We start from the raw sequence: 24279 nt of genomic DNA on the forward strand, positions 1-24279 counted from the left end.
GACCAGCGGGTTTACTTCGCCAATCACACCTCCAACGGGGATTTTGTGCTGATCTGGGCGGCCCTTCCTACCCGCCTGCGCCGCCGCACCCGCGCCGTAGCCGCCGCCGATTATTGGCTCAAGAACAAGCTGCGCGCCTTCATTGGGCGCGATGTGTTCAACACCGTGTTGATTTACCGAGGCGAAGAAGGGCGCGATGCCGATCCGATGGAAAAAATCACCGAGGCGCTGGACGATGGCTCATCGCTGATCATCTTTCCTGAAGGCAAGCGCAACATGGAGCCGGATGTGCCCCTGCTGCCGTTGAAATCGGGGATCTACAACATTTCGCGCAAACGGCCCGGAGTTGAGATGGTTCCGGTCTGGATCGAAAATCTCAATCACGTTCTGCCCAAGGGCAAGCTGGTGCCGCTGCCCCTGCTCTGCACGGTGACGTTTGGCACGCCAATGCGGGTGGAAGAGGGCGAAGAGCGTGAGGCGTTTCTGGCCCGCGCCCGTGATGCGCTCCACACGCTCAGGCCCTGCCCCGAAGCCCCCCAAACGCCGCTTGAAACAAAAGAGACAAAGGCATGAACGAAGCCGCGCCACACCTGTTTCGCCTGCTGTTTGGCACGGTTGCCCTGCTCACCTTCGCCACGCTCATCGCACGCGGCCTGCGCGCCCGCGCCGGGCCGGAGCGCACGCACACCGGCATCGAAAACCTGAATGCCCGGATTGACGCATGGTGGGGGATGGCGGCGCTGCTGGGGCTGTCGTTCCTTGCGGGCAAGGGCGGGGTGATCTTGCTCTTTGCCTTTATTTCATTCGCCGCCTTGCGAGAGTTTCTCACCCTCACCACCAAGCGCGCCGCCGACCATTGGGCGCTGTTCGCGGCCTTCTTTCTGGTGTTGCCGGTGCAGTTCTGGCTGGTCTGGGATGAGTGGTATGGGTTCTACTCGATCTTCATTCCGGTCTACGCGGTGCTGCTGCTGCCGGTCGTTTCGGTGCTGGGCGGAGATACCCGCGATGCCTTCATCCGCATCGCCGAAACCCAATGGGCGCTGATGATCTGCGTTTATTGCGTAAGCCACGTTCCGGCGCTGCTGACCCTGCGGATTGAAGGCTTTGAGGGCCGTGAAGTGCTGCTGATCGCCTGGTTGGTGATCGTCGTGCAAATGTCGGACGTGCTGCAATACACTTGCGGCAAGCTGGTGGGCAAAACCAGGATCGCGCCCCGCGTTTCCCCCTCCAAAACCTGGGAAGGGATGATCGGCGGCATTGCCTTGGCCACCGCCCTTGGCGCGGCGCTGTTCTGGATCACCCCGTTTTCGCCGGTGCAGGCGGCGGGGATGGCGCTGGCCGTCACTCTGATGGGCTTCTTCGGCGGGCTGGTGCTTTCGGCGGTGAAGCGCGATCGGGGGATCAAGGATTGGGGCCACCTGATCGCCGGGCACGGCGGGTTTATCGACCGGATGGATTCGGTCGTGTTTGCCGCGCCGATCTTCTTTCACCTCACCCGCTATTTCTGGTCCACCGTCTGATGGCCCTGCTCGATTCGTCGCTGGCCCATACCGCTGCCGGGGCGGCACTGATGGGCGGCTGGGCCTATTTTGCCAACATGAGCCACCCGATGCCCGCGCCGCTGCTGGCCGCTTTGGTGCAAGGGGCGCTCACCGCCGGGCTGACATTTGCCATGAAACGGCTGCAAGAGGCGCTGGTGGCACGCTTGCCCGGCCTTTCCGGGCTGCTGGTGCCACCGCTGGCCTGCGCCGTGCTTTCGGTGGCGGTGCTTTCGCTCATCCACAGCCTCGCGGGCACGCCCGAGGTGCTTGCCACCCTCGCCCTGCCCAGCACGGTCGCCACGCTTTACGCCTGCGCCTACACCTTTCGCCTGTGGACACGCCAAAATGGGTAAACCCGCCTCCCGCCGCCCGATTTCCACGCGCAACACCGGATGGGCGCAATCGGCGGCCCGCTGGCTGGCCGCTGCTGGGGCCACGCCCAATGCGATTTCGCAAGCCTCCATGCTGTGCGGCGCTTGCGGTTTCGCCGCCCTGTGGGGAAATGCGGCCAGTGGCCCGGTGCTGAGCGCCCTGCTGCTCATCCTTGCCGCCTTGGCCTGCCAGATGCGCCTGCTCTGCAACCTGTTTGACGGCATGGTGGCGGTTGAAGGCGGCAAAGGCGCGGCGGATGGCCCGTTCTGGAACGAGGCCCCGGACCGGGTGGCGGATCTGCTGTTTTTCGCGGGCGCGGGCCTTGCTGTGGGCGAGGCGTGGCTTGGATTGCTGGCCGGGGCGCTGGCCGTGTGCACCGCCTACCTTCGCGAATTGGGCCGCGCCGAAGGGTTGCTACCTGACTTTTGCGGCCCGATGGCCAAGCCGCACCGCATGGCCGCCCTCACCGCAGGCTGCGTGCTCGGTGCGGTTGAGGTGGTTTGGCTCGCCACCCACTGGGCGCTCTTCGCCACCCTGTGGCTCATCGCCCTGGGCACAGCGGCAACGGTGCTGCGCCGCGCCGCACGCATGATTGGCGCACTCAAGGCCTTGCCCCCGGCGGGCCGCTCCGGCACATAGCGCGGATGCCTGATCTTTACGCCTATACCGACGGAGCCTGCTCCGGAAATCCCGGCCCCGGCGGCTGGGGCGCCTTGTTGCAGGCCAAGGAGGGCGGGGCGGTGATCAAGGAGCGCGCGCTTTCGGGTGGCGAAGCGGCAACCACCAACAACCGGATGGAGCTTATGGCCGCCATCTCGGCGCTAGAATCCCTCTCTCGCCCCACCAGGATCACCGTTGTGACCGACAGCGCCTATGTGAAAAACGGTGTCACCGGGTGGATCCACGGCTGGAAGCGCAACGGCTGGAAAACCGCCTCCAGGAAGCCCGTGAAAAACGTTGAGCTGTGGCAGCGGCTGGACGCGGCCCAAGCCCAGCATGAAGTGCGATGGGAATGGGTGAAAGGTCACGCCGGCCACCCCGAAAACGAGCGCGCCGATGAATTGGCCCGCGCCGGAATGGCCCCCTTCAAGTAACACCTGGCGCCGACTGGCCCATATTGAGCAGCCACAAAAGCGGCGCGCTCAGGCCTTGGCGATCAGCCCGGCGGGTGCCGATTCGCTCCGGGCGAAATCGAGCGCCGCCGCATCCGCAGCAGGGGTGGCGCGCTTGAACTCGAAGATGCGCTCGTCGTTTTCGTCGCGCGAGGCGACGATGAGGCACGTAAAAAGCAGCGTTTCCCCATCGCACAAATCAACCAGCCCGCGCAGATTGGGAGCCGGATCGGCGGGAACTGAAAAGCCCTTTGACCAGTGGCGCAACACCGGCCAGCTGGCCTCGCCATCGCGCACATTCAGCCGCGATTTGCGCCGCAGCGCGTCCTTGCGAGCCGCTTCAAGCCCCTCACGAACAGACATCGGCAGAAAGTCAGACATGGTGCAGATCCCCTCAGAACGTTTGAGAGGATGATGTGCCGAATCATGTAACGTCAAGGTAAATGCCTGGTTAAGCGCAGCTATCCGCCTGAAACCGCGCCTTTTTGGCGGCGTCTAAGCCGCGTCCAAGCCTGCTGTGCACAATCGCGCAGAAGCTCTTGGTTTGCCGCAAGTTGCCGCATCGGTGCGGCAGGCCTACCTGTTCTTCAAGCGAACAGGAGGTATGCGCGATGGGCCAGCTTGTGAACGGCACCTGGAAAGACGAGTGGTATGACACCGATAAAACCGGCGGCGCGTTCGTGCGCTCCACCGCCAAATTCCGCAACTGGATCACCGCTGATGGCACCCCCGGCCCCACCGGCGAGGGCGGATTTGAGGCCGAGAGCGGGCGCTATCATCTTTACGTTTCACTCGCCTGCCCTTGGGCGCACCGCACGCTGATCTTCCGCGCGCTGAAAGGGCTGGAGGCGCATATTGATGTGTCGGTCGTGCACCCCGATATGCTGAACAACGGCTGGGAATTTCGCACCGATTTTGAAGGCGCAACCGGGGATCGGCTGTTTGGCCTGCATTACCTCCATCAGCTTTACACCAGGGTTGATCCACAAATTTCCGGGCGTGTCACCGTGCCGGTGCTCTACGACACCAAGCGCGATACCATCGTTTCCAACGAGAGCGCCGAGATCATTCGGATGTTCAATTCAGCGTTCAACGCGTTGACCGGAAACACCGATGATTACTGGCCCAAAGCCCTGCGCGATGAGATCGAGGCGGTGAACGAACGGATCTACGACACCGTCAACAACGGCGTCTACAAGGCGGGCTTTGCCACCAGCCAAAAGGCATATGACGCAGCGATTCACCCCTTGTTTGACACGCTGGATTGGCTTGAAGGCCAGCTCTCCCACAACCGCTACCTCATGGGCGACAGGGTGAGCGAGGCTGATTGGCGGCTGTTTACCACATTGGCACGGTTTGATGCGGTGTATCACGGTCACTTCAAGTGCAACCGCAACCGGCTGGTCGATCTCCCAAACCTCTGGGCCTATGCCCGGGAGCTATACCAATGGCCCGGCGTGGCCGAAACGGTGCAGCCCGCCCATTACATCCGCCACTACCACTACAGCCATGACATGATTAACCCGAACCGGATCATCCCCATCGGCCCCGAGATTGATTGGCTCAAACCGCACGGGCGGGCCTGATGGCGCCCTAAGAGCCGCCCGCCCCCGGTGTGGGATAGTTGCGCAGATATGAGGTCATCTGCCAGCGGATGAGGTAATCCTTGTCAAATACCTCATAATCCACCCCGGCGGCCGCAGCGACGCTGCGCACCTGATATTCATACTGGTCTTCGCGCCCATCCGTGTCGATCATCACAACCTTGGGCGCTTTGCCGGTCAGCTGCGCCGCAAACAGCGCCTGATGCACGCTGTCGGTGGCGCTGCGTTTGTCGAGCCCCAGCTCGATCACATGGGTCGGCGTTTCGCAATCCACCCGAATGTAATGCAGATTGTACCCCACCGAATAGGGCTGGCGTGTTTCCGCCTCGCCCCCGGCGATGAGGGCACAGTAGATCGCCGCCAAAAACAACTCGTTCATATTCACCTCGCCAGACGACCATAGCACGGCGCGGGCGCGGTATTAACGAATTGTTAAGATTTTACGCATTCGTTCAAAGGCTGTCTTCCACGCGGAAGCCTTCGGGGATCCTATCGAGCCCGTCCAGCACCAGATCGGCCATCACCTCTGCCACCTTGGGGGCCATCCCGAAGCCGATTTTAAAGCCCCCGTTGGCCACAAAATGCCCCGCCCGCCCCGGCCAGGCCCCCAGCATCGGAGCGCGAGAGCGAGCACGCGGGCGCATTCCTGCCCAGCGTTTCAGCACCGGAGCGCCGTGCAAGAGCGGCACCAGTTTGGCAGCCTTTTCGATCAGCGCCTCAAGCTGCGCATCGGTGCCCGCATCATGAAACTCCCGCTCCGAGGTTGATCCAATCGCCAGCGTGCCATCAAAATGCGGCACCATATGCAGCGCCTCGGCAAAAAGCTGCGGCGCATGGGCGGCATCAAACCCCAGCAAGGCCGCCTGCCCCTTGATCGGCGCGCCCACGCGCTTGCCCACATCCTGCGAAAGATCCGCCAGCCCCTCGGCCCCAGTCGCCCAGACCACCGCGCCCTCTTCCTTGCCCTCGCCAATCACGATCTCGGCACCAACCGCCCTGAGCGCATCCGCCAGGGCTTCGCAGGCACGCGCGGGGTGCAGGCGGGCGGTGAGCGTATCGTGGATATAAAGCCCCGTCGGGCTATGTGGACGAAACTCGGGCGCAGCACTTTCCTCGATCACCCGCCACGCCGCGCGGCCCTGCCAAAGCTCTGCCGCACTGGTCTCACGGGCGCGGGCCAGCGCCTCACCCCCCTCAACAACAGGTTGCAAACGCCCCTGGCGCGCATAGCCGGGATCAACCCCACCCGCCGCCTTCACACCATCCCAAAACCCCTCTGCCGCGAGCAGGCTTTCAAGCTGAAAGGCCTTCTTCGGGTTCCAGTTTTCCGGCACATGCGGCGCCAGCGCGCCCACCACGCCGCCCGAACTGCCCGCTCCAATGGCGCGGCGCTCGATCACCCGCACCCTGGCCCCGCGCCGCGCCGCCTCCCAGGCGACCGAAAGGCCAAACACCCCCGCGCCCCGCACTGTCAGATCAACCATGGACATCCCCCTTGCGTGCCGCCATTCTCCTGCGGGCTTCATAGGACATCCCCCCATGCACGACCAGCAGGCAGAGCTTGCGTGGAACGCGGCCGGCACCCCCGTTTCCACCCGGTTTGACGACCCGTATTTCTCGCTGGAGGACGGGCTGGCCGAAACGCGCCACACCTTTCTTGCAGGCAACGGCCTGCCGGAGCGCTTTAAGCCGGGCTTTCATGTGGCCGAGCTTGGCTTTGGCACCGGGCTGAACTTTCTGGCCACGCTAGACGCCTTTCGCGCCAGCGGCTGTGGTGGCGTGCTGCATTACACCAGTTTTGAGGCCTACCCCATGCGCCCGCCCGAGATTGCCCGCGCCCTGCAAGCCTTCCCCACGCTCGATCCAACCCCGCTCACCAGCGCCACCCTGCCGCTGGCCGAAGGGGCGGACTACCGCCTTGAGGTGGTGGTGGGCGACGCCCGCACAACGCTGCCCGTCTGGCAGCACCGCGCCGATGCGTGGTTTCTTGATGGGTTTGCACCTGCCAAAAACCCCGAACTCTGGGAAGCGTCGTTGATGGCCGAAGTCGCCGCACACACCGCGCCCCGCGGCACCTTTGCAACCTATACAGCCGCAGGCCACGTGCGCCGGGCGCTGGAGGCCGCAGGCTTTGCGGTGGAACGCGCGCCCGGATTTGGCCGCAAGCGCCACATGAGCCGGGGCCGTTTGGCATGAGCGGGCGGTCAAACCAAACCAACGGCATCCTGCTGATGGTGGCCACCACCTTCATCTTTGCGGTGCAAGACGGCTTCTCGCGCCACCTCGCCGCGCAATACCCGGTGATAATGGTGGTGATGCTGCGCTACTGGTTCTTTGCCGCTTTCGTCATGGCGATCACCGCGCGCAGCCCCGGTGGAATCCGCGCGGCGGCGCGCTCGAAGGTGCCGCTGTTGCAAATCTTCCGTGGCGCGCTTCTGGTGCTGGAGATTTGCGTTGCGATCTGGTCCTTCGTGCTGCTCGGGCTGGTGGAGGCCCATGCGATCTTTGCCTGCTACCCGCTGATCATTGCCGCCCTCTCCGGCCCGGTGCTGGGCGAGGCCGTCGGCTGGAAACGCTGGGCGGCGATCGGCGTGGGCTTCATCGGGATTTTAGTGATCCTGCGCCCCGGCTTCACCGTTTTCTCGCCTGAGGCCGTGGTGCCACTGGTCGCGGCTGCGATGTTTGCGCTCTACGGGCTGCTCACCCGCTACGTGGGCCGGATCGACCGCGCGGCGACCAGTTTTTTCTGGACAGGGATGGCGGGGGCAGTGGTGATCACCGTCATTGGCATCTGGTCATGGGAGCCGATGGCTTCGGAAGACTGGGGCCTGATGGGCGTGCTTTGCATCTCCGGCGCGCTGGGGCACTGGATGCTGATCAAGGTCTACGATCTGGCCGAAGCCAGCGCCGTGCAACCCTTCGCCTATTTCCAACTGGTGTTTGCCTCGACCATCGGCGTGATGTTCTTCTCCGAAACGCTCTCGCCCCTCACCGTGCTTGGCGCAACCATCGTGGTGGGCGCGGGGCTATTCACCTTCTGGCGGGAAGGCCGCAGCGCGCGGTTACAAAAATGAGCGCCTTGCGGCGCATTCCTTTTGTTTGTCTGGATATTTTCAGCAAGAAAATGCGCAGGCCCAGCGGTGCGCCTTTGGCACGCATCCCCTCGTCCAAGGCGTTAATCTGCTTTGCCGCGCAGCAGCTTGGTAAATTCCACCGGCCCGGTTTTGCCCGTTAGGCGAGCCTCATAAACAGGCAGGCTTTCGGTCACGCGCATCACGTAGTTTCGGGTTTCGCGGAAAGGGATCATCTCAACCCAATCGACCACATCGGTGCCGGGATAGCGCGGGTCGCCATAGTCGCTCACCCAGTTCACCGCACGCCCCGGACCGGCGTTGTAGCCGACCGAAATGAGCACCGGGGCATCGCCGAAAATTTCGGTCAGTCCGGCAAGGTAATTTGTGCCGAGCGTCGCATTGTAGGCTGGGTCCTCCGTGAGGCGCGATTTGCTATAGGCGATGCCCAATTCGCCAGCCACATCCTGCGCGGTACCGGGCATCAGTTGCATCAGGCCACGCGCACCAGCGGGGCTGATCACCACCGGATCAAACTCGCTTTCGCGCCGCGCGATGGACAGCGCCAGCTCTGTTGAAACCGGCCAAGGCTTTTGGGCCATGGGGTGCATCGGGTAATAGGCGTGCGGGATCATGATCGCCCGCTGCGCCACCCGCTTGCCGATCTTGAGCGCGATATGCGGATCACCCCGCCCCAGAACGAGCTGGCCCAAGGCCCCTGCCTCCTTGCGATCAAGGCTTTCGGAGAGATGGGTCAGGAAGCGCTCGGCAAGGGCGCGCTCGCCCTCTTCCATCAGGCGCAGCCCAACCGAGAGCACCTCGGATTTGGCAAAGGAGGTGGAGCGCCAGTCAGGGAAGGTTTCAGCCCCCGTCAGCGACGGGTCCATCGGCAGGCCTGCGGCCTCTGCCGAGAGCAGACCGTAGTAGCTGGTTTGGTATTGCGCACCGTAGATCCAGGCTTCCATCGCCTTTTCGGGGGTGCCTGCCGCATCCCAGGCCCGGCCAATCCAGTATCCGGCGCGGCCCAGGGAAATCGGGGTTTCAACCGCCTCGGAAAACCGCTGGAAGTGATAGAGCGCCAGTTCCGGATCATCCAGTTGCCGCAGCGCGATGAAGCCTGAAAGCCACTCAAGATCGGCGTAGTCTGACCCTTCCGTGAGGAAATGCTGCGAGGCGAGTTTATAGGCCGTGGCCGTGCGTCCGGCGCGCATATGCTGGCGGGCATAGATGCGCCGGTAGTTTGACCACATCTCAGGCCGCCCGAGCGCCTCGGCAGAGGTGGAATGCTCTTCCAGCAGCTCTTGCGCGGTATCGTGCAGGCGCTTCCTGATGCGCCAGTTATACCGCTCCCATGCGAGGCCGGGATCGTTGCGCAGCTTTTCGGGCACCGCTTCAATCAGGGCATCCACACCGGCGGCGCGGGTGCGCAGGGCGCGGCGGGCCTTGGCCAGCGCCTTCCAGTCATCCCCCACCCGGCCCATCTGGCGCAGGGCGGTGGTGCGCTGATCGCGCCACAGCAGATCATCAAGCCGGGCCTCATGGTGCGGTGCCAGCAGCTTTTCATAGCGATCCAGCAGCTTGGCTTCGGTTGAGGCATTCATCGTGCGCGAGCGCCATGCCAGCACTGCGAGCGCCTCGGCATCGCCGGTTTCGCCCCGTGCCTCATGCGCCTCGATCAGCCGCAGCACGCCAAGGCCGCTTTTGGGGATTGCGCCATCAAAATAGGCCAACACCCGCTCCGGGCTTTCGCCATAGCCAATCGAGCGTTCGCCCCGGTCATGCATCAGCGCAAGGCCGGGCCAATCCGCATGGCTGGCAAAAAACGCGAGGTATTCATCAAACGTACCGGCCCCCGCCCGCAGCCGATGCCAGGCGACCAGCGTTTGCATCTGCGCGCCTTCGGAGATCGCCGCAAGCTCGGCCGAGACCCAATCCTGCTCACGAATGGCGCTCATCATCGCCTCAAAGCCGGTGGTCTGCGCAAGGGTTTCCTCTTGCGAAACCTCCGCCGAGGCAGGCACGGCAAGATCCGGTGCGGCCTGCACAGAGGTCTCTGAACGGGCCGGAAGGGCGGCCAGAACGGACAGGAACAGCAAGGCGCAAACGAATCGCATAGGCTTGGTACTCAAGAGCAGGCAAAGGGCGGGTCGCCTAACTGTAGCCCATGATGGTTAACGAACAACACAACAACTTGGCATCGGCGCTGCACCGCTCTATGACTGCCCAGCAAATTCGCCGCTCGGCGGCTCGTGTGAGGAGGATACTCATGTTCACAGGCTCACTTCCCGCGCTGGTCACGCCCTTCAAGAACGGCGAGCTTGATCTTGCCGCCTTCGAGGCCCTGGTCGAGTGGCAAATCGCCGAAGGCTCCAACGGGTTTGTGCCGGTTGGTACCACCGGTGAAAGCCCCACCCTGACCCATGGCGAACATGATGAGGTTGTGGCCGCCTGTGTGCGCATCGCCGCAGGCCGGGTGCCGGTGATTGCCGGGGCTGGCTCCAATTCCACCCGCGAAACCGTGCGGCTGGTGGAGGCTGCCAGGAGCGCCGGGGCCGATGCCGCCCTCGTGGTTACGCCCTATTACAACAAGCCCACCCAGCGCGGGCTGATCGCGCATTTCGAGGCCGCCGCCGAGGTTGGCTTGCCAATCATCATCTATAACATCCCGCCCCGCTCCGTGGTGGACATGATGCCCGACACCATGGCCACGCTGGCGAAGAACCCCAATATCATCGGGGTGAAAGACGCCACCGCCGATCTGTCCCGCGTTGCCATCACCCGGCAATTGTGCGGACCCGATTTCGTGCAGCTCTCCGGTGAAGACCCCACCGCAGTGGGCTACAACGCGATGGGCGGACAGGGGTGCATCTCTGTCACCGCCAATGTTGCGCCCGCGCTCTGCGCCCAGATGCAGGCGGCCACGCTGGCGGGGGATTACAGCAAGGCGCTGGCGCTCCAGGACAAGCTGATCCCGCTGCACTGTGCGATCTTTGCCGAACCCGGGGTTTGCGGCGCAAAGTACGGCCTGTCCCTGCTGGGCCACTGCACCGATGAGGTGCGCCGCCCGCTGGTCGACCTTGGCGATGAAACCAAGGCGCTGATCAAAACCGCCATGCAGCACGCGGGGTTGCTATAACCATGAAACCCCCACGCGAAGGCGAAGAACGTTTGGGGTTTGACCCCGCCAGCCGGGCCGATGCCAGCGTGCATTTCATCGGCCATATCCGCTCTGACTGGCGCGAAGGCGATGTGCCGCGCAACCTGCCGCGCGCCCGTGAAGAAGGCGGCGGCAATGCGCGCATCGAGCTGAACGAGGGCTTTGCCCCCGCGCTGCTTGGCCTGCAAGAGGGCCAGTGGATCATGGTGCTGACATGGATGGCCGAGGCCCGCCGTGACCTGACCGTGCAGCGCCCGAGGCACGTGGATGGCCCACGCGGCACCTTCTCCCTGCGCTCCCCTGCCCGCCCGAACCCGGTGGCGCTTGGCTGTGTGCAGATCACCGCGATTGATCCCACCACCGGCACCCTCAGCATTGACGCCACCGATTGCTTTGATGGCACCCCGGTGATTGACCTCAAGCCCTACACCTCTCGCGTCGATTCCCCGCAAGAGTAACGCCGGACTTCCCGCAAAAACCCGCCGCCCCCTTTCCTCGCGGCCCCGCGCCCCCTATATCCAGCCCCCATGGCCCAACCCAAAACAAATTCCAACTACAAGGTGATCGCCGAAAACCGGCGTGCCCGGCATGACTATGCCATCGAGGACGATCTTGAGGTTGGCATCATCCTCGAAGGCTCCGAGGTGAAGAGCCTGCGCACCCAAAGCGCGCAGATCAATGAAAGCTACGCCGAGGTCAAGGATGGCGAGCTGTGGCTGGTGAACGGCTACATCGCCCCCTACGCCCAAGCCAAGACATGGGGCCATGAAGAGCGCCGCCGCCGCAAGCTGCTGGCCTCCAAAAAGGAACTCGCACGCCTCTGGACCGCCACCCAGCGCAAGGGGATGACCCTTGTGCCGCTGGTGCTTTACTTCAATGACCGTGGCATCGTGAAAATGAAAATCGGCATCGCCAAGGGCAAGAATACCGCCGATAAGCGCCAGACCGACGCCAAGCGCGACTGGAGCCGCCAAAAGCAACGGTTGCTCAAGCAGGGCGGCTAGCCCCACGCGCCACATTGCGCAGGGCTGGCACCACAGGTCGTTTGAGCGAACAGAAACTCGCTTTTATCGCTGCCCGGATGCGTAAACGGTTGAACCTCGGCCTTGCCATCGCCACCGCGCGCGCCCTCATCTTCCATTAAATACACCCCGACAGACCCGATTACACAGGCGGCTCACCTGCACTACGGCTTCGATCTCGATGCCGTGCAGGGCGGCTGGCACCTGCTCTGCTACATTGTTGACCTTAACGTTTACGGCCACCCCGAGCCGCCCCATTGAACGCTATCTCAAGCTCAACGACGAGCGCCTTGCGCTGACGATGGAGCTGGAAATGCTGGTGGTGTTGCGGCGGCTGCCCGCCGTTTCATCCAAAAGCCGGATGCGGCGGGCAAGGCATTGGCAGAAGACTTCTTTTGCCCATCCGCGCCGGAGATTTCAGCGCCCTGCCCCATTTGAAACCCACGTGAAACCCATGTGAAAGACGCGCGCCCAATCCCGAGCGCCGGCAAGGAATAACCCGGCCCTCTCAGCGCATGTTGCGCCTTCCCCTTGCCTCCCACGCGGCTCCACGCTACCCACTATCGACCAAAAGCGAGGCACCCGACCCATGTCTGACGATCCCAAAACGCTTGTTTCCACTGACTGGCTCGCCGCACATCTGAAAGACCCGGATCTGCGGGTGCTTGATGCCTCGTGGTATCTGCCCCAAATGGGCCGTGATCCGCGCGCCGAGTATGAGGCCGCCCATATCCCCGGTGCCCGCTTCTTTGACATTGATGAAGTCTCCGATGCCCGCTCCGAATTGCCCCACATGGCCCCCCCGGTCGAAAAGTTCATGTCCCGGATGCGGGCGATGGGCGTGGGCGACGGGCATCAGGTGGTGGTCTATGACGGGATGGGTGTTTTCTCGGCGGCCCGCGTCTGGTGGCTGTTTCGCCTGATGGGCAAGATGGATGTCGCTGTGCTCGACGGGGGCCTGCCCAAATGGCAAGCCGAAGACCGCCCAACCGAGGATATGCCCCCGATCATCCGTGACCGCCACATGACCGTCCAGCGCCAGGCCCATATGGTGAAAGACGTGACCCAGGTCGCCGCCGCCTCCAAGCTGGGGGATTGGCAAATCGTTGATGCCCGCCCGGCAGACCGCTTTGCAGGCGAGGCCCCGGAACCGCGCGAAGGGCTGCGCTCGGGCCATATCCCCGGCTCGCGCTCGCTGCCCTTCGATAACCTGCTCACCCCCAACGGCACCATGAAGCGCGGGCAGGATTTGCGCGAAGTCTTTGAGGACGCCGGGATCAACCTTTCCAAACCGGTCATCACCTCCTGCGGCTCGGGCGTCACGGCGGCTGTGCTCTCTCTCGGGCTGGAGCTGCTCGGCCACCCGCGCCACGCACTCTATGATGGAAGCTGGGCAGAGTGGGGCCTTTACGATGGCCTCGCCGTCGAAACCGGCCGCTAACGGAAGGGTGGGGCCCACCCACCCTACGCGCCGCCCAGAAAGCAACAGCCCCCACCGCTCCCCCCAACCCTGCCGGACGGAAAATGCCCGGCCCTGCCCTCCCGAGACCCGCCATGTTTGAAAGCCTGCCCCCCCGCGAAGAAGACAGCATCCTGCGCCTGATGAAGCTTTTCGCGGACGATCCGCGCGTCGGCAAGATCGACCTCGGCGTTGGCGTTTACCACGATGCCCAGGGCCGCACCCCGATCTTTGCCGCCGTCAAGGAGGCCGAGAGCCTGTTGGTGCGTACGCAAGAAAGCAAGGGCTACACCGGCCTGACCGGCGCGCCCGAATTTCACGCCGCCATGGCCGGGCTGGTGCTCGGCACCACCGAGCAGCCAATCGCCGCCTGCGCCACCCCCGGCGGTACCGGCGCGGTGCGCCAGGCGCTCGAACTCATCAAGCTGGCCGCAGGTCCGGCCCGCCGCGTCTGGCTGCCCAATCCTTCGTGGATCAACCACGCCTCGATCATCGACACGCTGGGCATCCCGCGTGCCACCTACCGCTATTTTGATGCCGCAACCGGCGGGATTGATCGCGCCGGACTGCGCGCCGACCTCGCCGAAGCCCGCCCCGGCGATGTGGTCCTGCTGCATGGATGCTGCCACAATCCCACCGGCGCCGACCTCACCCCACAAGACTGGGCCGACCTCACCGCGCTGCTGGCCGAGCGCCAACTCACCCCGCTGATCGACCTTGCCTACCAGGGTTTCGGCAATGGGCTGGAGGCGGATGCCGCAGGCCTGCGCGCCATGGTCGCCGCCCTGCCCGAAGCCCTCGTCACGGTGTCTGGCTCCAAAAACTTCGGCCTCTACCGCGAGCGGGTTGGCTGCGTCCTCGCCCCTTGCAAAAACACCGCCCACCTCGCCACCACCCAAGCGGCACTGGCGTGGCTCAACCGGCAGGCCTATGCCTTCCCGCCCGATCACGGCGCCCGCGTGGTCACAACCATCCTCACAACCCCAGAGCTGCGGGCAAGCTGGGAAGCCGAGCTTGACGGCATGCGCCTGCGCATCGCCGCCAATCGCACCGCACTGGCAGGCGAGCTGCGCCGCCTCACCGGGTCTGATCGTTTTGCGGCTCTGCAAGACCAAAAGGGCATGTTCTCCTGCCTCGGCCTCAGCACGGATCAGGTCACCAAACTGCGGGAAGACCACGGCGTTTATATGGTTGAAGACAGCCGGATCAACCTTGCCGGCCTGACCGATGCCACCATCCCCGTCGCCGCCGAGGCCATCGCCGCCGAACTTTAGAGCGTGTCGCGTTCATTCGAATTCACGCGACACGCTCTAACTTATTGATTTCGCATGTTCGAGAAGCTCAAAACCGGTTCCCACTTTTGAGCAACATGCTCTAGCCGCGGCCACTCACGCGCTGCCGCCCGCCACAGGCCGCGCGGGGCGGGGCGGGGTGGGTGGGCGGGAGCGTCGTCCCGCGCGGCTTCTTACAGCGCCTTCTTGAACCCCAGATGCGAAGGCTCAAACCCGATCCGCTCGTAAAACCGCCGCGCATCCTTGCGGGCCACATTCATCGTCAACTGCATCAGCTTGCAACCCCCGGCCCTTGCCCGCGCCTCGGCATCGGCAAACATCGCTTCCCCAATCGCGCGGCCCCGCAGCTTTGCGGCCACCCGCACGCTCTCCACCTGCGCCCTGCGCGCCGCCGCCAGAGACAGGCCCGAGATAAAGGTGATTTGATAAGTCGCCACCACCTCGCCGCTCTCTTCGCCCACGATCAGCCGGTTGCCGCCCTCCTGCGCCATCGCATCGAACGCCGCAAGATAGGCAGCCAGATCCTCACGCTCCCGCTCGCGTCCCAGCATGTCGTCGGCAAGCAGCGCCACCACCGCTGGCACATCCTCTCGCCGCGCTTCTCTGAAGGTTACACTCATCGCCGGCCCCTTTGCGCTGCTGCGCTCATCCCAAGCGCCTTAATCCAGCGCGGGGTGGCCACTGCCTCGGATCAGCCCTGCGCCGCGTTCACAAATCCTGCAATCATCGCGTGGTCCTTGAGGCCGCGCGTCTTTTCCACCCCGGAAGACACATCCACCTGCCGCGCCCCGGTCAGCCGCACCGCCTCGGCGACGTTCTGCGCCGTTAACCCTCCGGCCAGCATCCACGGCACCGGCCAACGCCGCCCGGCGAGCAAGCGCCAATCAAATGACAGCCCATTGCCACCGGGCAAATGGCCCCCCTCTGGTGGCTTGGCATCCACCAAAAGCTGGTCTGCCACCTGAGCGTAATCCTCCAGCGCGGCAAGGTCTCCCTCACCCGCCACGCCAACGGCCTTCATCACCGGCAGGCCGAATTTTGCACGCAAGGCCGCGACCCGTTCCGGCGTTTCATGGCCGTGGAGTTGCAGCATGTCCAAGGGCACCACCTCAAAGATCTCCTCCAAAGCCGCATCGGTGGCATCCACCACCAACGCCACCTTGGCCAAGCCTTCGGGCGCAGCCAAAGCCACCTCACGGGCTGCCTGCAAGCTCACATTCCTTGGGGATTTCTCAAAAAACACCAATCCGGCATAGGCCGCCCCGGCCTTCGCGACGGCGGCCATGTCTTCGGGCGTTGCCAACCCGCAGATCTTTACCCGAATGTCAGAGCGCATCTGCCCCGCCTTCTTTAGCGCCCTCAGGCTTTGCCCGGCGCATCCAACAGCGCCAAAACGTCATCCTGCGGGCCATCCTTGGTACGTTCAGCGGCCAAAGCCTTCTTGGCCTTCTTGGCTTCGCGGGCCTGGCGCGCCGCCTCGGCGCGGTGCTTATGCTCGCGGAACCATTCCCAGATAAAGCCCACCAATAGGCCCAGAGCGATCATCGCAAACAGCGCCAAAAACAGCGGCACGGTCATCTGATAAGGCAGGTTCAGATATTCGGCCAACTCGGCTGGCAACAGCTTAAGCGTCACCGGCTCGCGGTTGGCGAGCGCAAGCGTCAGCAGAACAAGGGCGAGGGCGGCGAGAAAGCCGTAACGTAAATAGCGGATCATGCGATCAGTTTACTTCCCGTTCAGGCGGTCGCGCAAGAGCTTGCCGGTCTTGAAAAACGGCACATGCTTTTCTTCCACGTCAACAGCCTCGCCAGTGCGCGGATTGCGGCCTACGCGGGCATCCCGTTGTTTCACCGAGAACGCGCCAAAGCCGCGCAGTTCTACCCGGTCACCCTCAGACATCGCACCAATGATCTCTTCGAAAATGGTGTTCACGATCTTCTCGACATCACGCTGGTTGAGATGTGGATTCTCGTCCGCGATCTTCTGGATCAATTCCGATCGGATCATGCTTCCCCCCGTTAGGTCGCTTATGTGGCCCGCGTCTGGCAATGCGCGGCTCGTTGGTATTGGAGTCCTGCGCTGACTATAGGACCAATTCCTTGAGTCGGAAATGGGCCGATTACCTCAATTCACAGGTTTTATCGCCGGATAATCCGTTTTCCGCCTGCAAATCCAAGGCTTTGGCACTGCAGCAATTTGCAAACTGGCGCAAATGGCCGCGCTTCGGGCGAATCGTTTTCATGGGTTTCCCAATGTCAGAAACGCAATTTCCGGCTGCCATACAGGCATAGCGCGAACAGGCTGAACGCCACGAAAACATAGGGCAAACGCAGCGCCATTTCGCGGCCAATCACCGGCTCTGACAGGCTCACCAAAGCCCCGCCCGCCAACGCACCCAGCGGCATCATGCCCCAGCCGAAAAACCGGTAAAGCGCGTTCACCCGGCCCAGCAGCGCCTCCGGAATCACCCGCTGGCGCCAGCTTACCGTCACAAGGTTCCACAACATCGAGGCCACCGCCTGCGCCATCAGCGCCGCCCCGGCAACCACCGCGCTACTGGTGAGGCCAATCAGCAGATAGGGCAGCGGCATCATCCAGAGGCCAAGCAACACCGCCCGCTGTGGCCCCAGCCGCGCCACCACCGGCGGCCCTGCCACCCCAGCCAGCACCGCGCCCGTCGCCCCGGCGGCAAGCAGCAGCCCATAGCCGGTAGCGCCCAGCCCAAGCCCCTCCTGCGACAGAAGCACCAACACCGTGAAGGCCATCACGTGAAGCGCGTTGATCAGCCCCAGCACCACCGCAAAGCGCAGCAGCAGCACATGGCTGCGCATCCAGCGCCAGCCCTCCACAACCTCCGGCCAAATCCGCCGCGCCCCTCCGCGCGGTCTTGGCGGCAGGGCAATCAGCCACAGGCACCAGGCCGCCACCCCAAAGGTCGCCGCATCCAGCGCAAAGGGGGCGGGCACCGCCAGCGCGATCAGCACCCCGGCCAGCGGCGGGCCCACGAAAGCCCCCATCACCTGCTCAACGCTCCAAAGTTGCCCATTGGCGCGCTCAAGGTCATCCCCGGCCACCAGCTGCGGCAGCACCGTCTGCGCCGCGTTGTCACGCACCACCTCTGCGGCGCCCAACAAAAACGCCAGCACCGCGAGGCCGAGCACATAGGGCACCCCGCTACCCTCCGGCGGCAAGGCCGGGAGCGACAGCACCATGGCAATCACCCCGCCGGTCAACAGCAGGCGGAACACATCCGCTTGCACCATCAGCACCCGGCGGTCGCAGCGGTCCACCAACACCCCAGCCGGAATCGCAAACAAGAACCACGGCAGGCGGGTCGCAAAAAGCACCAGCGAAATCATGAAAGCATCCCGCGTCAGCAATGTCGCCAACCACGGGAAAGCCAGCGCCGAAACCCCGTCCCCAAGGTTGGAAACAGCACTCGCCGAAAACAACAGGCGAAAGTTTCGATTGCGCGCAAGCAAGGCCATTGGCGCCAGCAGGCCCGTTTAGCAGTCCAAGCGCAAGCCACCTTAAGCACCGCGCCTCATTTTCTTGCTCCAAATATCCCCGCCGGAGGCTCCCACCCCCTGCCCCTCTCACACCGCCAGCCTCTGGGGCGCGGGGGCGGTCGGGGTGGGATGGCGGGAGACCGGCCCCGCGCCCCGGCCAAACGCAAAAGGCCCCCGCGATCACCTCGCAGGGGCCTCTCGATTTTTCAGCTACGCCAAAGCGTCAGACGATCACTCGTCTTCCTGCTTCAGAGCCGCACCAAGGATATCGCCAAGCGAAGCCCCGGAGTCCGACGAGCCATACTGCTCAACGGCTTCCTTCTCTTCGGCAATCTCGCGCGCCTTGATCGACACACCCAAACGGCGGGTCTTGGCGTCTACGTTGGTCACGCGCACGTCTACCTTGTCGCCCACACCAAAGCGCTCAGGGCGCTGCTCGGCACGGTCGCGGCTGAGGTCGGAGCGGCGAATGAAGGACTTCATGCCCTCGTATTCCACTTCCACACCACCGTCTTCGATCGCGGTAACGGTCACGGTGATGATCTCACCACGCTTCACGCCGCCAACGGCCTCGGCAAACTTGTCGCCACCCAGCGCCTTGATGGAGAGCGAGATGCGCTCCTTCTCAACGTCGGTTTCCGTGACAACAGCCTGAACGATGTCGTTCTTGTGGTAAGACTGGATCGCATCTTCGCCACGCTCGTCCCAGCTGAGGTCGCTGAGGTGAACCATGCCGTCGATGTCGCCGGGAAGGCCGATGAACAAACCGAACTCGGTGATGTTCTTGACCTCGCCTTCAACCTCGGTGCCCTCCGGATGCGTTTCTGCAAACACTTCCCAGGGGTTGCGCATGGTCTGCTTGAGACCAAGCGACACGCGGCGCTTGGCGGTGTCGATCTCCAGCACCATGACTTCCACTTCCTGCGAGGTGGACACGATCTTGCCGGGGTGGATGTTCTTCTTGGTCCAACTCATCTCGGAAACGTGGACAAGGCCTTCAACACCCGGCTCCAGCTCAACAAATGCACCGTAGTCGGTGATGTTGGTCACGCGGCCCGTGTGCACGCTGTCCAGCGGGAACTTGGCTTCCACGGCATCCCAGGGATCGTCCTGAAGCTGCTTCATACCAAGGCTGATGCGGTGGGTCTCCTTGTTGATCTTGATGACCTGCACCTTGATCGTCTCACCAATCGAGAGGATCTCGCTCGGGTGGTTCACCCGACGCCACGCCATATCGGTAACGTGCAGCAGGCCGTCAACGCCGCCAAGGTCCACAAAGGCCCCGTATTCGGTGATGTTCTTCACCACACCGTCGATCGACTGGCCTTCGGTGAGGTTGCCGATCACCTCGGCGCGCTGCTCGGCGCGGCTCTCTTCGAGGATCGCACGACGCGATACCACGATGTTGCCACGGCGGCGGTCCATCTTGAGGATCTGGAACGGCTGCTTGAGCCCCATCAGCGGGCCGGCATCGCGCACCGGGCGCACATCAACCTGCGAGCCGGGCAAGAAGGCCACGGCGCCGCCAAGATCAACGGTAAAGCCACCCTTGACGCGGCCAAAGATAGCGCCTTCAACGCGCTCTTCATCGGCGTAGGCTTTCTCCAGACGGTCCCATGCCTCTTCACGGCGGGCCTTGTCGCGGGAGATAGACGCCTCACCACGGGAGTTCTCGACGCGGTCAAGATAGACCTCTACCTCATCGCCAACGGCGATTTCGGGAGCCTCACCGGGATTGGCAAATTCTTTAAGCTCAACGCGGCCTTCCATCTTGTAGCCGACGTCGATGATGGCTTGGCCTGCCTCGATGGCAATGACCTTACCTTTGACAACAGACCCCTCGTCGGGCGTGTCGATTTCGAAGCTTTCGCTGAGGAGGGCTTCGAATTCCTCCATAGATGCGTTTTGAGCCATGTGGCGTTTCGTTCCTTTTTCGATCTTCGTTTACTGGCCGTGCGGTTGTCTCCGCCGGTCTTGGGTTGGTCTCTGGCAATGCGAGATAAGCGAAAAACAATCAGGGCCGGAAAGATCCGACCCTGCCCGAGTTTCCGCCAGCAGCTCTCACGACCGCTTGACGAAGGCGCGTTTATCCCCCAGAGCGCCGCTTTGCAAGGGGTTTCGCCCATTTCAGCGGTCCGGGCGGAGCTTTGCTCAGCCCTGGTTGCCGCTGCGGCAGGCCTCTCGCCTGCCCTGCCCGGCCGCCGCGCGGCTCAAACCTGGCGCACCATCTCCAGCCGCTCTTTCCAGGCATCAAGGCTTTCCTGACGCTTGCGCGCATAGGGAAAATGCGTGCCCCACTCATCCTGGCTTCGGGCCTGTTCAACCATCGCTTCCCAGATTTGCCTTGCTTTCGCTTCGTCAATCACAGGCCGCGCGCCATTCGGGTCCATCCCAAGACCAAGCGAATCTTCGGCAATGTAATCATATCCCATCGACCAATCGGCAAAGGGGCTTTGCGGATCCCGCGATTCGCGCAGCAAGATCTCCACGCCGCTGTGGCGCTCATCACGCGCAATCCGCTCCATCAAGGGCGCAACAGCCTCCTTTGGCCCATGCAACGCCTGAAAGAACTGTCCGCGCGCACGCCACAGAAACCCGGAAATTCCCTTTGGCCCATTGTTCTTCAACGCCGTCAAAAGGATATCAAGATCGCTCTCCGCGAACTCTTCATCTCTGGCAACAGAGCGGTACAAAAGTTGCATCAATCATTCCCCCTATTGAGGCGCACCCGCAGGTGGACCAGTTGACTGTTAAATACTACCAAAACCAGTCGTCGGACGACAATAAGACTTGTTGCCTCTGACTTACGTTTTGCCAAGCCGCTTCCAAGGAAAATTGCGCCGTGCAGGCGGTTTTCCCTTGGTTCGAGAGCGGGGTCTACACGGTTAATCGCGCGGGCGCTGTGTCATTTGACATGCGCATCGGTTGTGTATTGCTTGTGTACAGGTTGTGTCTGAGCGGATTTCCGCCCTGTCATTTTACGCAACAGCAGCTGTTAATCGCGATTAGGCCTGCAATTTCAGGCCGATAATTTCGCGCACCCTGTCTAGGGCCGCTTCGATGCTCATATTGGTGGTATCAATCGTTACCGCATCCTCTGCCGCCACCATCGGGGCCGCATCGCGTGACGAATCCCGCGCATCCCGCGCCTGCACATCCGCCAAAACCTGCGCCCGGCTCACGCCAATGCCTTTTGCCTCAAGCTCCAAAAACCGCCGCTCCGCCCGCGCCTCGGCAGAGGCGGTGACAAACAGTTTTACATCCGCATCAGGGCAGATCACCGTGCCAATATCGCGCCCGTCCAGCACCGCACCGCCGTCACGCCGCGCAAAATTTCGCTGAAAATCCAATAACTTCTCACGCACTTCCGGCAGAACGGCCACTTCACTTGCGGCTTGGGCAACCTCGGGGGTGCGCAGCCTGTCATCATGGCTCAGATCGCCCGCTTCCAGCGCCGTGGCCGCCGCAACGGGTGCCTCGCCTTGCAGCACCCGCCAGCCCACCGCGCGGTAAAGCAGGCCGGTATCAAGATGCGCGAGGCCATAGTCCTGCGCGACAGCTTTCGAGATCGTCCCCTTGCCCGCCGCCGCCGGACCATCAATCGCCACGGTAAAGATCATCTGCTCACCTTCGTCATCCTTCGCCGCCCGGCCCGCTTGGCACCGCGCGCACCTTTAAGGGTTTGGCAACACTCCGCCCGCCCCGCGCAAAACCCAATGAAAGCGATGCGCCGGATCACGTCGCGTTGCTCCGCGAAACGCTTGCGCCCAGCTTGCCCATCAACGGCTCGAAGATCGGGAATGAGGTGGCAATTGGCCCGCCGTCATCCACGCTCACAGGCTTTTGCGAGGCCATGCCGCAAATCAGGAACGACATCGCAATCCGGTGATCGAGCCGCGCCTCGGCCCGCGCCCCACCGGGCACGCCCTCAGGCCCCATCCCTTTGATCGCAAACCAGTCTTCGCCTTCGTCAACCTCCACACCGCAGGCACGCAGGCCCACCGCCATGGCGTCAATCCGGTCACTTTCCTTGACCCTCAGTTCCTTCACACCGGGGCAACTCGTTTCACCCTTTGCAAAGGCCGCCACGACCGCGAGGATCGGGTATTCGTCAATCATCGAGGCGGCCCGTTCGGCGGGCACTTCGATGCCGCTCATGTCGGGGGAGAACCTCGCGCGCAGGTCGGCCACCGGCTCGCCGCCCTCTTCGCGCTCGTTCTCATAGGTCAAATCCGCGCCCATCTCGCGCAGCGTGGTGAACAGCCCCGCGCGGGTGGGGTTGAGGCCAATGCCCGGCACCAGCACATCCGAGCCGGGCACGATCAGCGCCGCACACACCGGGAAGGCCGCCGAAGAAGGATCACGCGGCACCGCAATCTGCTGCGGGCGCAGCTCCGGCTGGCCGGTGAGCGAAATCACCCGGCCTTCTGCGGTGTCTTCCACCGTGACTTCCGCGCCAAAGCCCGCCAGCATCCGCTCGGTGTGGTCGCGCGTCGCTTCGCGCTCTGTCACCACCGTCACGCCGGGCGCGTTCAACCCGGCCAGCAGCACCGCCGATTTCACCTGCGCCGATGGCACCGGCGTGGTGTAGCGCACCGGCACAGGGGCCTTCGCGCCTACCAGCGTCAACGGCAAACGCCCACCTTCGCGCCCATAAGACATGGCCCCAAACAGCGCCAGCGGGTCTGTCACCCGCCCCATCGGGCGCGAGCGCAGGGAGGCATCGCCGGTGAACGTCACCGCGAAAGGATGGGTCGCCACAGCGCCCATGATCAGCCGCACCCCGGTGCCCGAGTTGCCACAATCCACCACATTTTCCGGCTCACCAAAGCCGCCCACGCCAACCCCGTGGACCGACCATTCGCCACCCCCATGCTGCGTGACCTCCGCACCCAGCGCGCGCATCGCCTTGGCGGTGTCGAGCACGTCTTCACCCTCCAGCAAGCCGGTGATGCGGGTTTCGCCCACAGCCATTGCGCCCAAGATCAGCGACCGGTGCGAGATTGACTTGTCTCCCGGCACCTCCGCCACGCCCTTGAGCGGCGCAGATTTGCGGGAGGTCATCGGGATGGGAGTGCCGTGTGACGACATGAGCGTTCCTTCTTTTCCTGCCGTGGGGATAGCCGCTTTACGGCGCGGCTTAAACCCTGCGGAAGGTCAGGTAATGCGGGGTGCGCCCCTCTCGCAGGGCCTTTTGCTCGTAGCGGGTAGAAATCCAATCCCCCCACGGCTCGCGCCAATCGGCGGGGCCTTCGGCGAGCCACTCAAAGCCATGGCGCGGCACCTGCTCCAGGGTCTGGCGCACATAATCGGGAATGTCCGTCGCCACCCTGAATTCGGCCCCCGGCTTGACCACCCTGGCGAGGGCTTCAAGGTATTCCGGCGTCACGAACCGGCGGCGATGGTGCTTTTTCTTGGGCCAGGGATCAGGGTAGAGCAAAAACGCCTTGCTCACGCTCGCCTCTGGCAACACATCAAACAGATCGCGCACATCACCGGGATGCACGGCAAGGTTTTTCACGCCTGCACGGCGGATCTTGCCCAGCAGCATCGCCACGCCGTTGATGTAAGGCTCCGCGCCGATGATCCCCACATCGGGGTTGGCGGCCGCCTGATGCACCATGTGCTCACCGCCGCCAAAGCCAACCTCAAGCCATATATCCTTGCCACCAAACAGCCCGGCCAGATCAAGCGGAACCCGCTCGGGGTTTGCCTCCCATTCCACCGCACCGGGAGACAGGGCTTCCAGATCTTCATCAAGATAGGCTTCCTGGCTCGATCTCAGGCCCTTGCCCTTGATCCGGCCATAGAAATTGCGCCACGGGGCGCCCTTGGGATGCTTGCTCTCGCTCATGCGGGGGCGTTTACGCGCCGCCCCGCGCCAATGCAACCGCGCGGGCGCAATGGCCCATCGGTCTGCACCGCTTGCCAGCTGGCGGAACGCTTTAGTGAATCGCCTGCGGCTCCAGTTCAACCTCGCGCCGCATGATCTCGCGGATGCGCTCATACCGCGTGCCCTTGACGGCCCTGCGCACAAGCGCCTCGGCCTCGTCAAAGTCACTCACCGCGAAGCCAAAATTCACCTCGGGTTCGCCGGTCGCCGGGTTAGAGCCAATTTCCGCGCCTTCCCATTCGCCTGC

General features: G+C 63.5%; 29 protein-coding genes. 14 read left to right on the forward strand and 15 right to left on the reverse strand.

Going from position 1 to position 24279, the window contains the following annotated elements; genetic code table 11:
* The 5 genes from P1U55_RS12700 to rnhA all read left to right on the forward strand — a co-directional run.
* Positions 1–573: 1-acyl-sn-glycerol-3-phosphate acyltransferase (locus P1U55_RS12700; protein ID WP_301047992.1), on the forward strand; the 573-nt coding region annotated here is incomplete at its 5' end.
* Positions 570–1520 carry a phosphatidate cytidylyltransferase gene (locus tag P1U55_RS12705; RefSeq protein WP_301047993.1) on the forward strand — a complete coding sequence of 317 codons (951 nt, stop codon included), beginning with the start codon at positions 570–572 and terminating at the stop codon, positions 1518–1520. The genes P1U55_RS12700 and P1U55_RS12705, both read left to right, overlap by 4 nt.
* Positions 1520–1894, forward strand: a complete 375-nt coding sequence (locus tag P1U55_RS12710) for a hypothetical protein (RefSeq protein WP_301047994.1) — start codon at positions 1520–1522, stop codon at positions 1892–1894. The genes P1U55_RS12705 and P1U55_RS12710 overlap by 1 nt, the downstream gene beginning before the upstream one ends.
* Positions 1887–2552 carry a CDP-alcohol phosphatidyltransferase family protein gene (locus P1U55_RS12715; protein ID WP_301047995.1) on the forward strand — a complete coding sequence of 222 codons (666 nt, stop codon included), beginning with the start codon at positions 1887–1889 and terminating at the stop codon, positions 2550–2552. The genes P1U55_RS12710 and P1U55_RS12715 overlap by 8 nt, the downstream gene beginning before the upstream one ends.
* 5 nt (positions 2553–2557) lie before the next feature.
* Positions 2558–3007 carry a ribonuclease HI gene (gene rnhA / locus P1U55_RS12720; RefSeq protein WP_301047996.1) on the forward strand — a complete coding sequence of 150 codons (450 nt, stop codon included), beginning with the start codon at positions 2558–2560 and terminating at the stop codon, positions 3005–3007.
* Between the two features lie 48 nt (positions 3008–3055).
* Here the strand turns inward: rnhA and P1U55_RS12725 are convergent, their stop codons facing one another.
* Entirely contained in the window at positions 3056–3406 is a 351-nt protein-coding gene (locus P1U55_RS12725) for a hypothetical protein (protein WP_301047997.1), read from the reverse strand.
* Between the two features lie 230 nt (positions 3407–3636).
* Here P1U55_RS12725 and P1U55_RS12730 point away from each other — a divergent pair, with 230 nt between their 5' ends.
* Positions 3637–4611 (forward strand): glutathione S-transferase family protein, encoded by a 975-nt coding sequence (locus tag P1U55_RS12730; protein ID WP_301047998.1) that lies wholly within the window; start codon positions 3637–3639, stop codon positions 4609–4611.
* Between the two features lie 7 nt (positions 4612–4618).
* Here P1U55_RS12730 and P1U55_RS12735 read toward each other — a convergent pair whose 3' ends face one another.
* Together P1U55_RS12735 and P1U55_RS12740 are read right to left on the reverse strand one after the other, a co-directional pair.
* Entirely contained in the window at positions 4619–5008 is a 390-nt protein-coding gene (locus P1U55_RS12735) for a hypothetical protein (RefSeq protein ID WP_301047999.1), read from the reverse strand.
* 73 nt (positions 5009–5081) lie between these two features.
* A complete protein-coding gene (locus P1U55_RS12740; RefSeq protein WP_301048000.1) occupies positions 5082–6119 on the reverse strand; it encodes an FAD-dependent oxidoreductase in 1038 nt (345 codons plus the stop codon).
* Between the two features lie 49 nt (positions 6120–6168).
* Between P1U55_RS12740 and mnmD the strand changes: the two genes are divergently transcribed.
* Positions 6169–6825: a tRNA (5-methylaminomethyl-2-thiouridine)(34)-methyltransferase MnmD gene (gene mnmD / locus P1U55_RS12745; protein ID WP_301048001.1), complete on the forward strand. Its 657-nt coding sequence runs from the start codon at positions 6169–6171 to the stop codon at positions 6823–6825.
* Positions 6822–7703 (forward strand): DMT family transporter, encoded by an 882-nt coding sequence (locus P1U55_RS12750; RefSeq protein WP_301048002.1) that lies wholly within the window; start codon positions 6822–6824, stop codon positions 7701–7703. The genes mnmD and P1U55_RS12750 overlap by 4 nt, the downstream gene beginning before the upstream one ends.
* Before the next feature lie 101 nt (positions 7704–7804).
* Here P1U55_RS12750 and P1U55_RS12755 read toward each other — a convergent pair whose 3' ends face one another.
* Positions 7805–9814 (reverse strand): lytic transglycosylase domain-containing protein, encoded by a 2010-nt coding sequence (locus P1U55_RS12755; protein WP_301048003.1) that lies wholly within the window; start codon positions 9812–9814, stop codon positions 7805–7807.
* 152 nt (positions 9815–9966) lie between these two features.
* Here P1U55_RS12755 and dapA point away from each other — a divergent pair, with 152 nt between their 5' ends.
* From dapA to P1U55_RS12785, 6 genes are all read left to right on the forward strand, one after another.
* Positions 9967–10836, forward strand: a complete 870-nt coding sequence (gene dapA, locus P1U55_RS12760; protein WP_301048004.1) for a 4-hydroxy-tetrahydrodipicolinate synthase — start codon at positions 9967–9969, stop codon at positions 10834–10836.
* 2 nt (positions 10837–10838) lie between these two features.
* Complete coding sequence (locus P1U55_RS12765; RefSeq protein ID WP_301048005.1) at positions 10839–11315, forward strand: SAM-dependent methyltransferase; 477 nt, start codon at positions 10839–10841, stop codon at positions 11313–11315.
* 69 nt (positions 11316–11384) lie between these two features.
* Positions 11385–11861: an SsrA-binding protein SmpB gene (smpB, locus tag P1U55_RS12770; RefSeq protein WP_301048006.1), complete on the forward strand. Its 477-nt coding sequence runs from the start codon at positions 11385–11387 to the stop codon at positions 11859–11861.
* A gap of 102 nt (positions 11862–11963) precedes the next feature.
* Complete coding sequence (locus P1U55_RS12775) at positions 11964–12140, forward strand: hypothetical protein (RefSeq protein WP_301048007.1); 177 nt, start codon at positions 11964–11966, stop codon at positions 12138–12140.
* 328 nt (positions 12141–12468) lie between these two features.
* Positions 12469–13320, forward strand: a complete 852-nt coding sequence (gene sseA, locus P1U55_RS12780) for a 3-mercaptopyruvate sulfurtransferase (RefSeq protein WP_301048008.1) — start codon at positions 12469–12471, stop codon at positions 13318–13320.
* Between the two features lie 113 nt (positions 13321–13433).
* Positions 13434–14612, forward strand: a complete 1179-nt coding sequence (locus P1U55_RS12785) for an amino acid aminotransferase (RefSeq protein WP_301048009.1) — start codon at positions 13434–13436, stop codon at positions 14610–14612.
* A 191-nt stretch (positions 14613–14803) separates the two neighbouring features.
* On the opposite strand, the gene P1U55_RS12790 is transcribed toward P1U55_RS12785, so the two are convergent.
* The 11 genes from P1U55_RS12790 to P1U55_RS12840 all read right to left on the reverse strand — a co-directional run.
* Positions 14804–15250, reverse strand: a complete 447-nt coding sequence (locus P1U55_RS12790) for a GNAT family N-acetyltransferase (protein WP_301048010.1) — start codon at positions 15248–15250, stop codon at positions 14804–14806.
* 71 nt (positions 15251–15321) lie between these two features.
* A complete protein-coding gene (locus tag P1U55_RS12795; protein WP_301048011.1) occupies positions 15322–15966 on the reverse strand; it encodes a phosphoribosylanthranilate isomerase in 645 nt (214 codons plus the stop codon).
* Positions 15967–15989: 23 nt separating this feature from the next.
* A complete protein-coding gene (locus P1U55_RS12800; protein WP_301048012.1) occupies positions 15990–16346 on the reverse strand; it encodes a LapA family protein in 357 nt (118 codons plus the stop codon).
* A 9-nt stretch (positions 16347–16355) separates the two neighbouring features.
* The gene (ihfB, locus tag P1U55_RS12805; RefSeq protein ID WP_301048013.1) at positions 16356–16637 is read right to left on the reverse strand and encodes an integration host factor subunit beta; all 282 of its coding nucleotides are present in this window, start codon (positions 16635–16637) and stop codon (positions 16356–16358) included.
* A 248-nt stretch (positions 16638–16885) separates the two neighbouring features.
* Entirely contained in the window at positions 16886–18118 is a 1233-nt protein-coding gene (locus tag P1U55_RS12810) for an MFS transporter (RefSeq protein ID WP_301048014.1), read from the reverse strand.
* 252 nt (positions 18119–18370) lie between these two features.
* Positions 18371–20053, reverse strand: coding sequence for a 30S ribosomal protein S1 (gene rpsA, locus P1U55_RS12815; RefSeq protein ID WP_301048015.1), 1683 nt, complete (start codon positions 20051–20053; stop codon positions 18371–18373).
* A gap of 296 nt (positions 20054–20349) precedes the next feature.
* Positions 20350–20841 (reverse strand): BLUF domain-containing protein, encoded by a 492-nt coding sequence (locus tag P1U55_RS12820; RefSeq protein ID WP_301048016.1) that lies wholly within the window; start codon positions 20839–20841, stop codon positions 20350–20352.
* Positions 20842–21144: 303 nt separating this feature from the next.
* Positions 21145–21759: a d(CMP) kinase gene (locus P1U55_RS12825; protein WP_301048017.1), complete on the reverse strand. Its 615-nt coding sequence runs from the start codon at positions 21757–21759 to the stop codon at positions 21145–21147.
* Between the two features lie 115 nt (positions 21760–21874).
* Positions 21875–23230, reverse strand: a complete 1356-nt coding sequence (aroA, locus tag P1U55_RS12830) for a 3-phosphoshikimate 1-carboxyvinyltransferase (protein ID WP_301048018.1) — start codon at positions 23228–23230, stop codon at positions 21875–21877.
* Positions 23231–23279: 49 nt separating this feature from the next.
* The gene (gene trmB, locus P1U55_RS12835) at positions 23280–23993 is read right to left on the reverse strand and encodes a tRNA (guanosine(46)-N7)-methyltransferase TrmB (protein WP_301048019.1); all 714 of its coding nucleotides are present in this window, start codon (positions 23991–23993) and stop codon (positions 23280–23282) included.
* 91 nt (positions 23994–24084) lie between these two features.
* On the reverse strand, positions 24085–24279 hold a 195-nt coding region (locus tag P1U55_RS12840; protein WP_301048020.1), incomplete at its 5' end, for a hypothetical protein.

The organism is Vannielia sp. (assembly GCF_029212645.1).
In the GTDB taxonomy this organism is placed as follows: Bacteria; Pseudomonadota; Alphaproteobacteria; order Rhodobacterales; family Rhodobacteraceae; genus Vannielia.

Excerpts from the sequence above, each read along its gene's own strand:
- P1U55_RS12705 (WP_301047993.1), top strand. The coding sequence starts at position 570 with ATGAACGAAGCCGCGCCACACCTGTTTCGCCTGCTGTTTGGCACGGTT.
- P1U55_RS12710 (WP_301047994.1), top strand. The coding sequence starts at position 1,520 with ATGGCCCTGCTCGATTCGTCGCTGGCCCATACCGCTGCCGGGGCGGCA.
- P1U55_RS12715 (WP_301047995.1), top strand. The coding sequence starts at position 1,887 with ATGGGTAAACCCGCCTCCCGCCGCCCGATTTCCACGCGCAACACCGGA.
- rnhA (WP_301047996.1), top strand. The coding sequence starts at position 2,558 with ATGCCTGATCTTTACGCCTATACCGACGGAGCCTGCTCCGGAAATCCC.
- P1U55_RS12725 (WP_301047997.1), bottom strand. The coding sequence starts at position 3,406 with ATGTCTGACTTTCTGCCGATGTCTGTTCGTGAGGGGCTTGAAGCGGCT.
- P1U55_RS12730 (WP_301047998.1), top strand. The coding sequence starts at position 3,637 with ATGGGCCAGCTTGTGAACGGCACCTGGAAAGACGAGTGGTATGACACC.
- P1U55_RS12735 (WP_301047999.1), bottom strand. The coding sequence starts at position 5,008 with ATGAACGAGTTGTTTTTGGCGGCGATCTACTGTGCCCTCATCGCCGGG.
- P1U55_RS12740 (WP_301048000.1), bottom strand. The coding sequence starts at position 6,119 with ATGTCCATGGTTGATCTGACAGTGCGGGGCGCGGGGGTGTTTGGCCTT.
- mnmD (WP_301048001.1), top strand. The coding sequence starts at position 6,169 with ATGCACGACCAGCAGGCAGAGCTTGCGTGGAACGCGGCCGGCACCCCC.
- P1U55_RS12750 (WP_301048002.1), top strand. The coding sequence starts at position 6,822 with ATGAGCGGGCGGTCAAACCAAACCAACGGCATCCTGCTGATGGTGGCC.
- P1U55_RS12755 (WP_301048003.1), bottom strand. The coding sequence starts at position 9,814 with ATGCGATTCGTTTGCGCCTTGCTGTTCCTGTCCGTTCTGGCCGCCCTT.
- dapA (WP_301048004.1), top strand. The coding sequence starts at position 9,967 with ATGTTCACAGGCTCACTTCCCGCGCTGGTCACGCCCTTCAAGAACGGC.
- P1U55_RS12765 (WP_301048005.1), top strand. The coding sequence starts at position 10,839 with ATGAAACCCCCACGCGAAGGCGAAGAACGTTTGGGGTTTGACCCCGCC.
- smpB (WP_301048006.1), top strand. The coding sequence starts at position 11,385 with ATGGCCCAACCCAAAACAAATTCCAACTACAAGGTGATCGCCGAAAAC.
- sseA (WP_301048008.1), top strand. The coding sequence starts at position 12,469 with ATGTCTGACGATCCCAAAACGCTTGTTTCCACTGACTGGCTCGCCGCA.
- P1U55_RS12785 (WP_301048009.1), top strand. The coding sequence starts at position 13,434 with ATGTTTGAAAGCCTGCCCCCCCGCGAAGAAGACAGCATCCTGCGCCTG.
- P1U55_RS12790 (WP_301048010.1), bottom strand. The coding sequence starts at position 15,250 with ATGAGTGTAACCTTCAGAGAAGCGCGGCGAGAGGATGTGCCAGCGGTG.
- P1U55_RS12795 (WP_301048011.1), bottom strand. The coding sequence starts at position 15,966 with ATGCGCTCTGACATTCGGGTAAAGATCTGCGGGTTGGCAACGCCCGAA.
- P1U55_RS12800 (WP_301048012.1), bottom strand. The coding sequence starts at position 16,346 with ATGATCCGCTATTTACGTTACGGCTTTCTCGCCGCCCTCGCCCTTGTT.
- ihfB (WP_301048013.1), bottom strand. The coding sequence starts at position 16,637 with ATGATCCGATCGGAATTGATCCAGAAGATCGCGGACGAGAATCCACAT.
- P1U55_RS12810 (WP_301048014.1), bottom strand. The coding sequence starts at position 18,118 with ATGGCCTTGCTTGCGCGCAATCGAAACTTTCGCCTGTTGTTTTCGGCG.
- rpsA (WP_301048015.1), bottom strand. The coding sequence starts at position 20,053 with ATGGCTCAAAACGCATCTATGGAGGAATTCGAAGCCCTCCTCAGCGAA.
- P1U55_RS12820 (WP_301048016.1), bottom strand. The coding sequence starts at position 20,841 with ATGCAACTTTTGTACCGCTCTGTTGCCAGAGATGAAGAGTTCGCGGAG.
- P1U55_RS12825 (WP_301048017.1), bottom strand. The coding sequence starts at position 21,759 with ATGATCTTTACCGTGGCGATTGATGGTCCGGCGGCGGCGGGCAAGGGG.
- aroA (WP_301048018.1), bottom strand. The coding sequence starts at position 23,230 with ATGTCGTCACACGGCACTCCCATCCCGATGACCTCCCGCAAATCTGCG.
- trmB (WP_301048019.1), bottom strand. The coding sequence starts at position 23,993 with ATGAGCGAGAGCAAGCATCCCAAGGGCGCCCCGTGGCGCAATTTCTAT.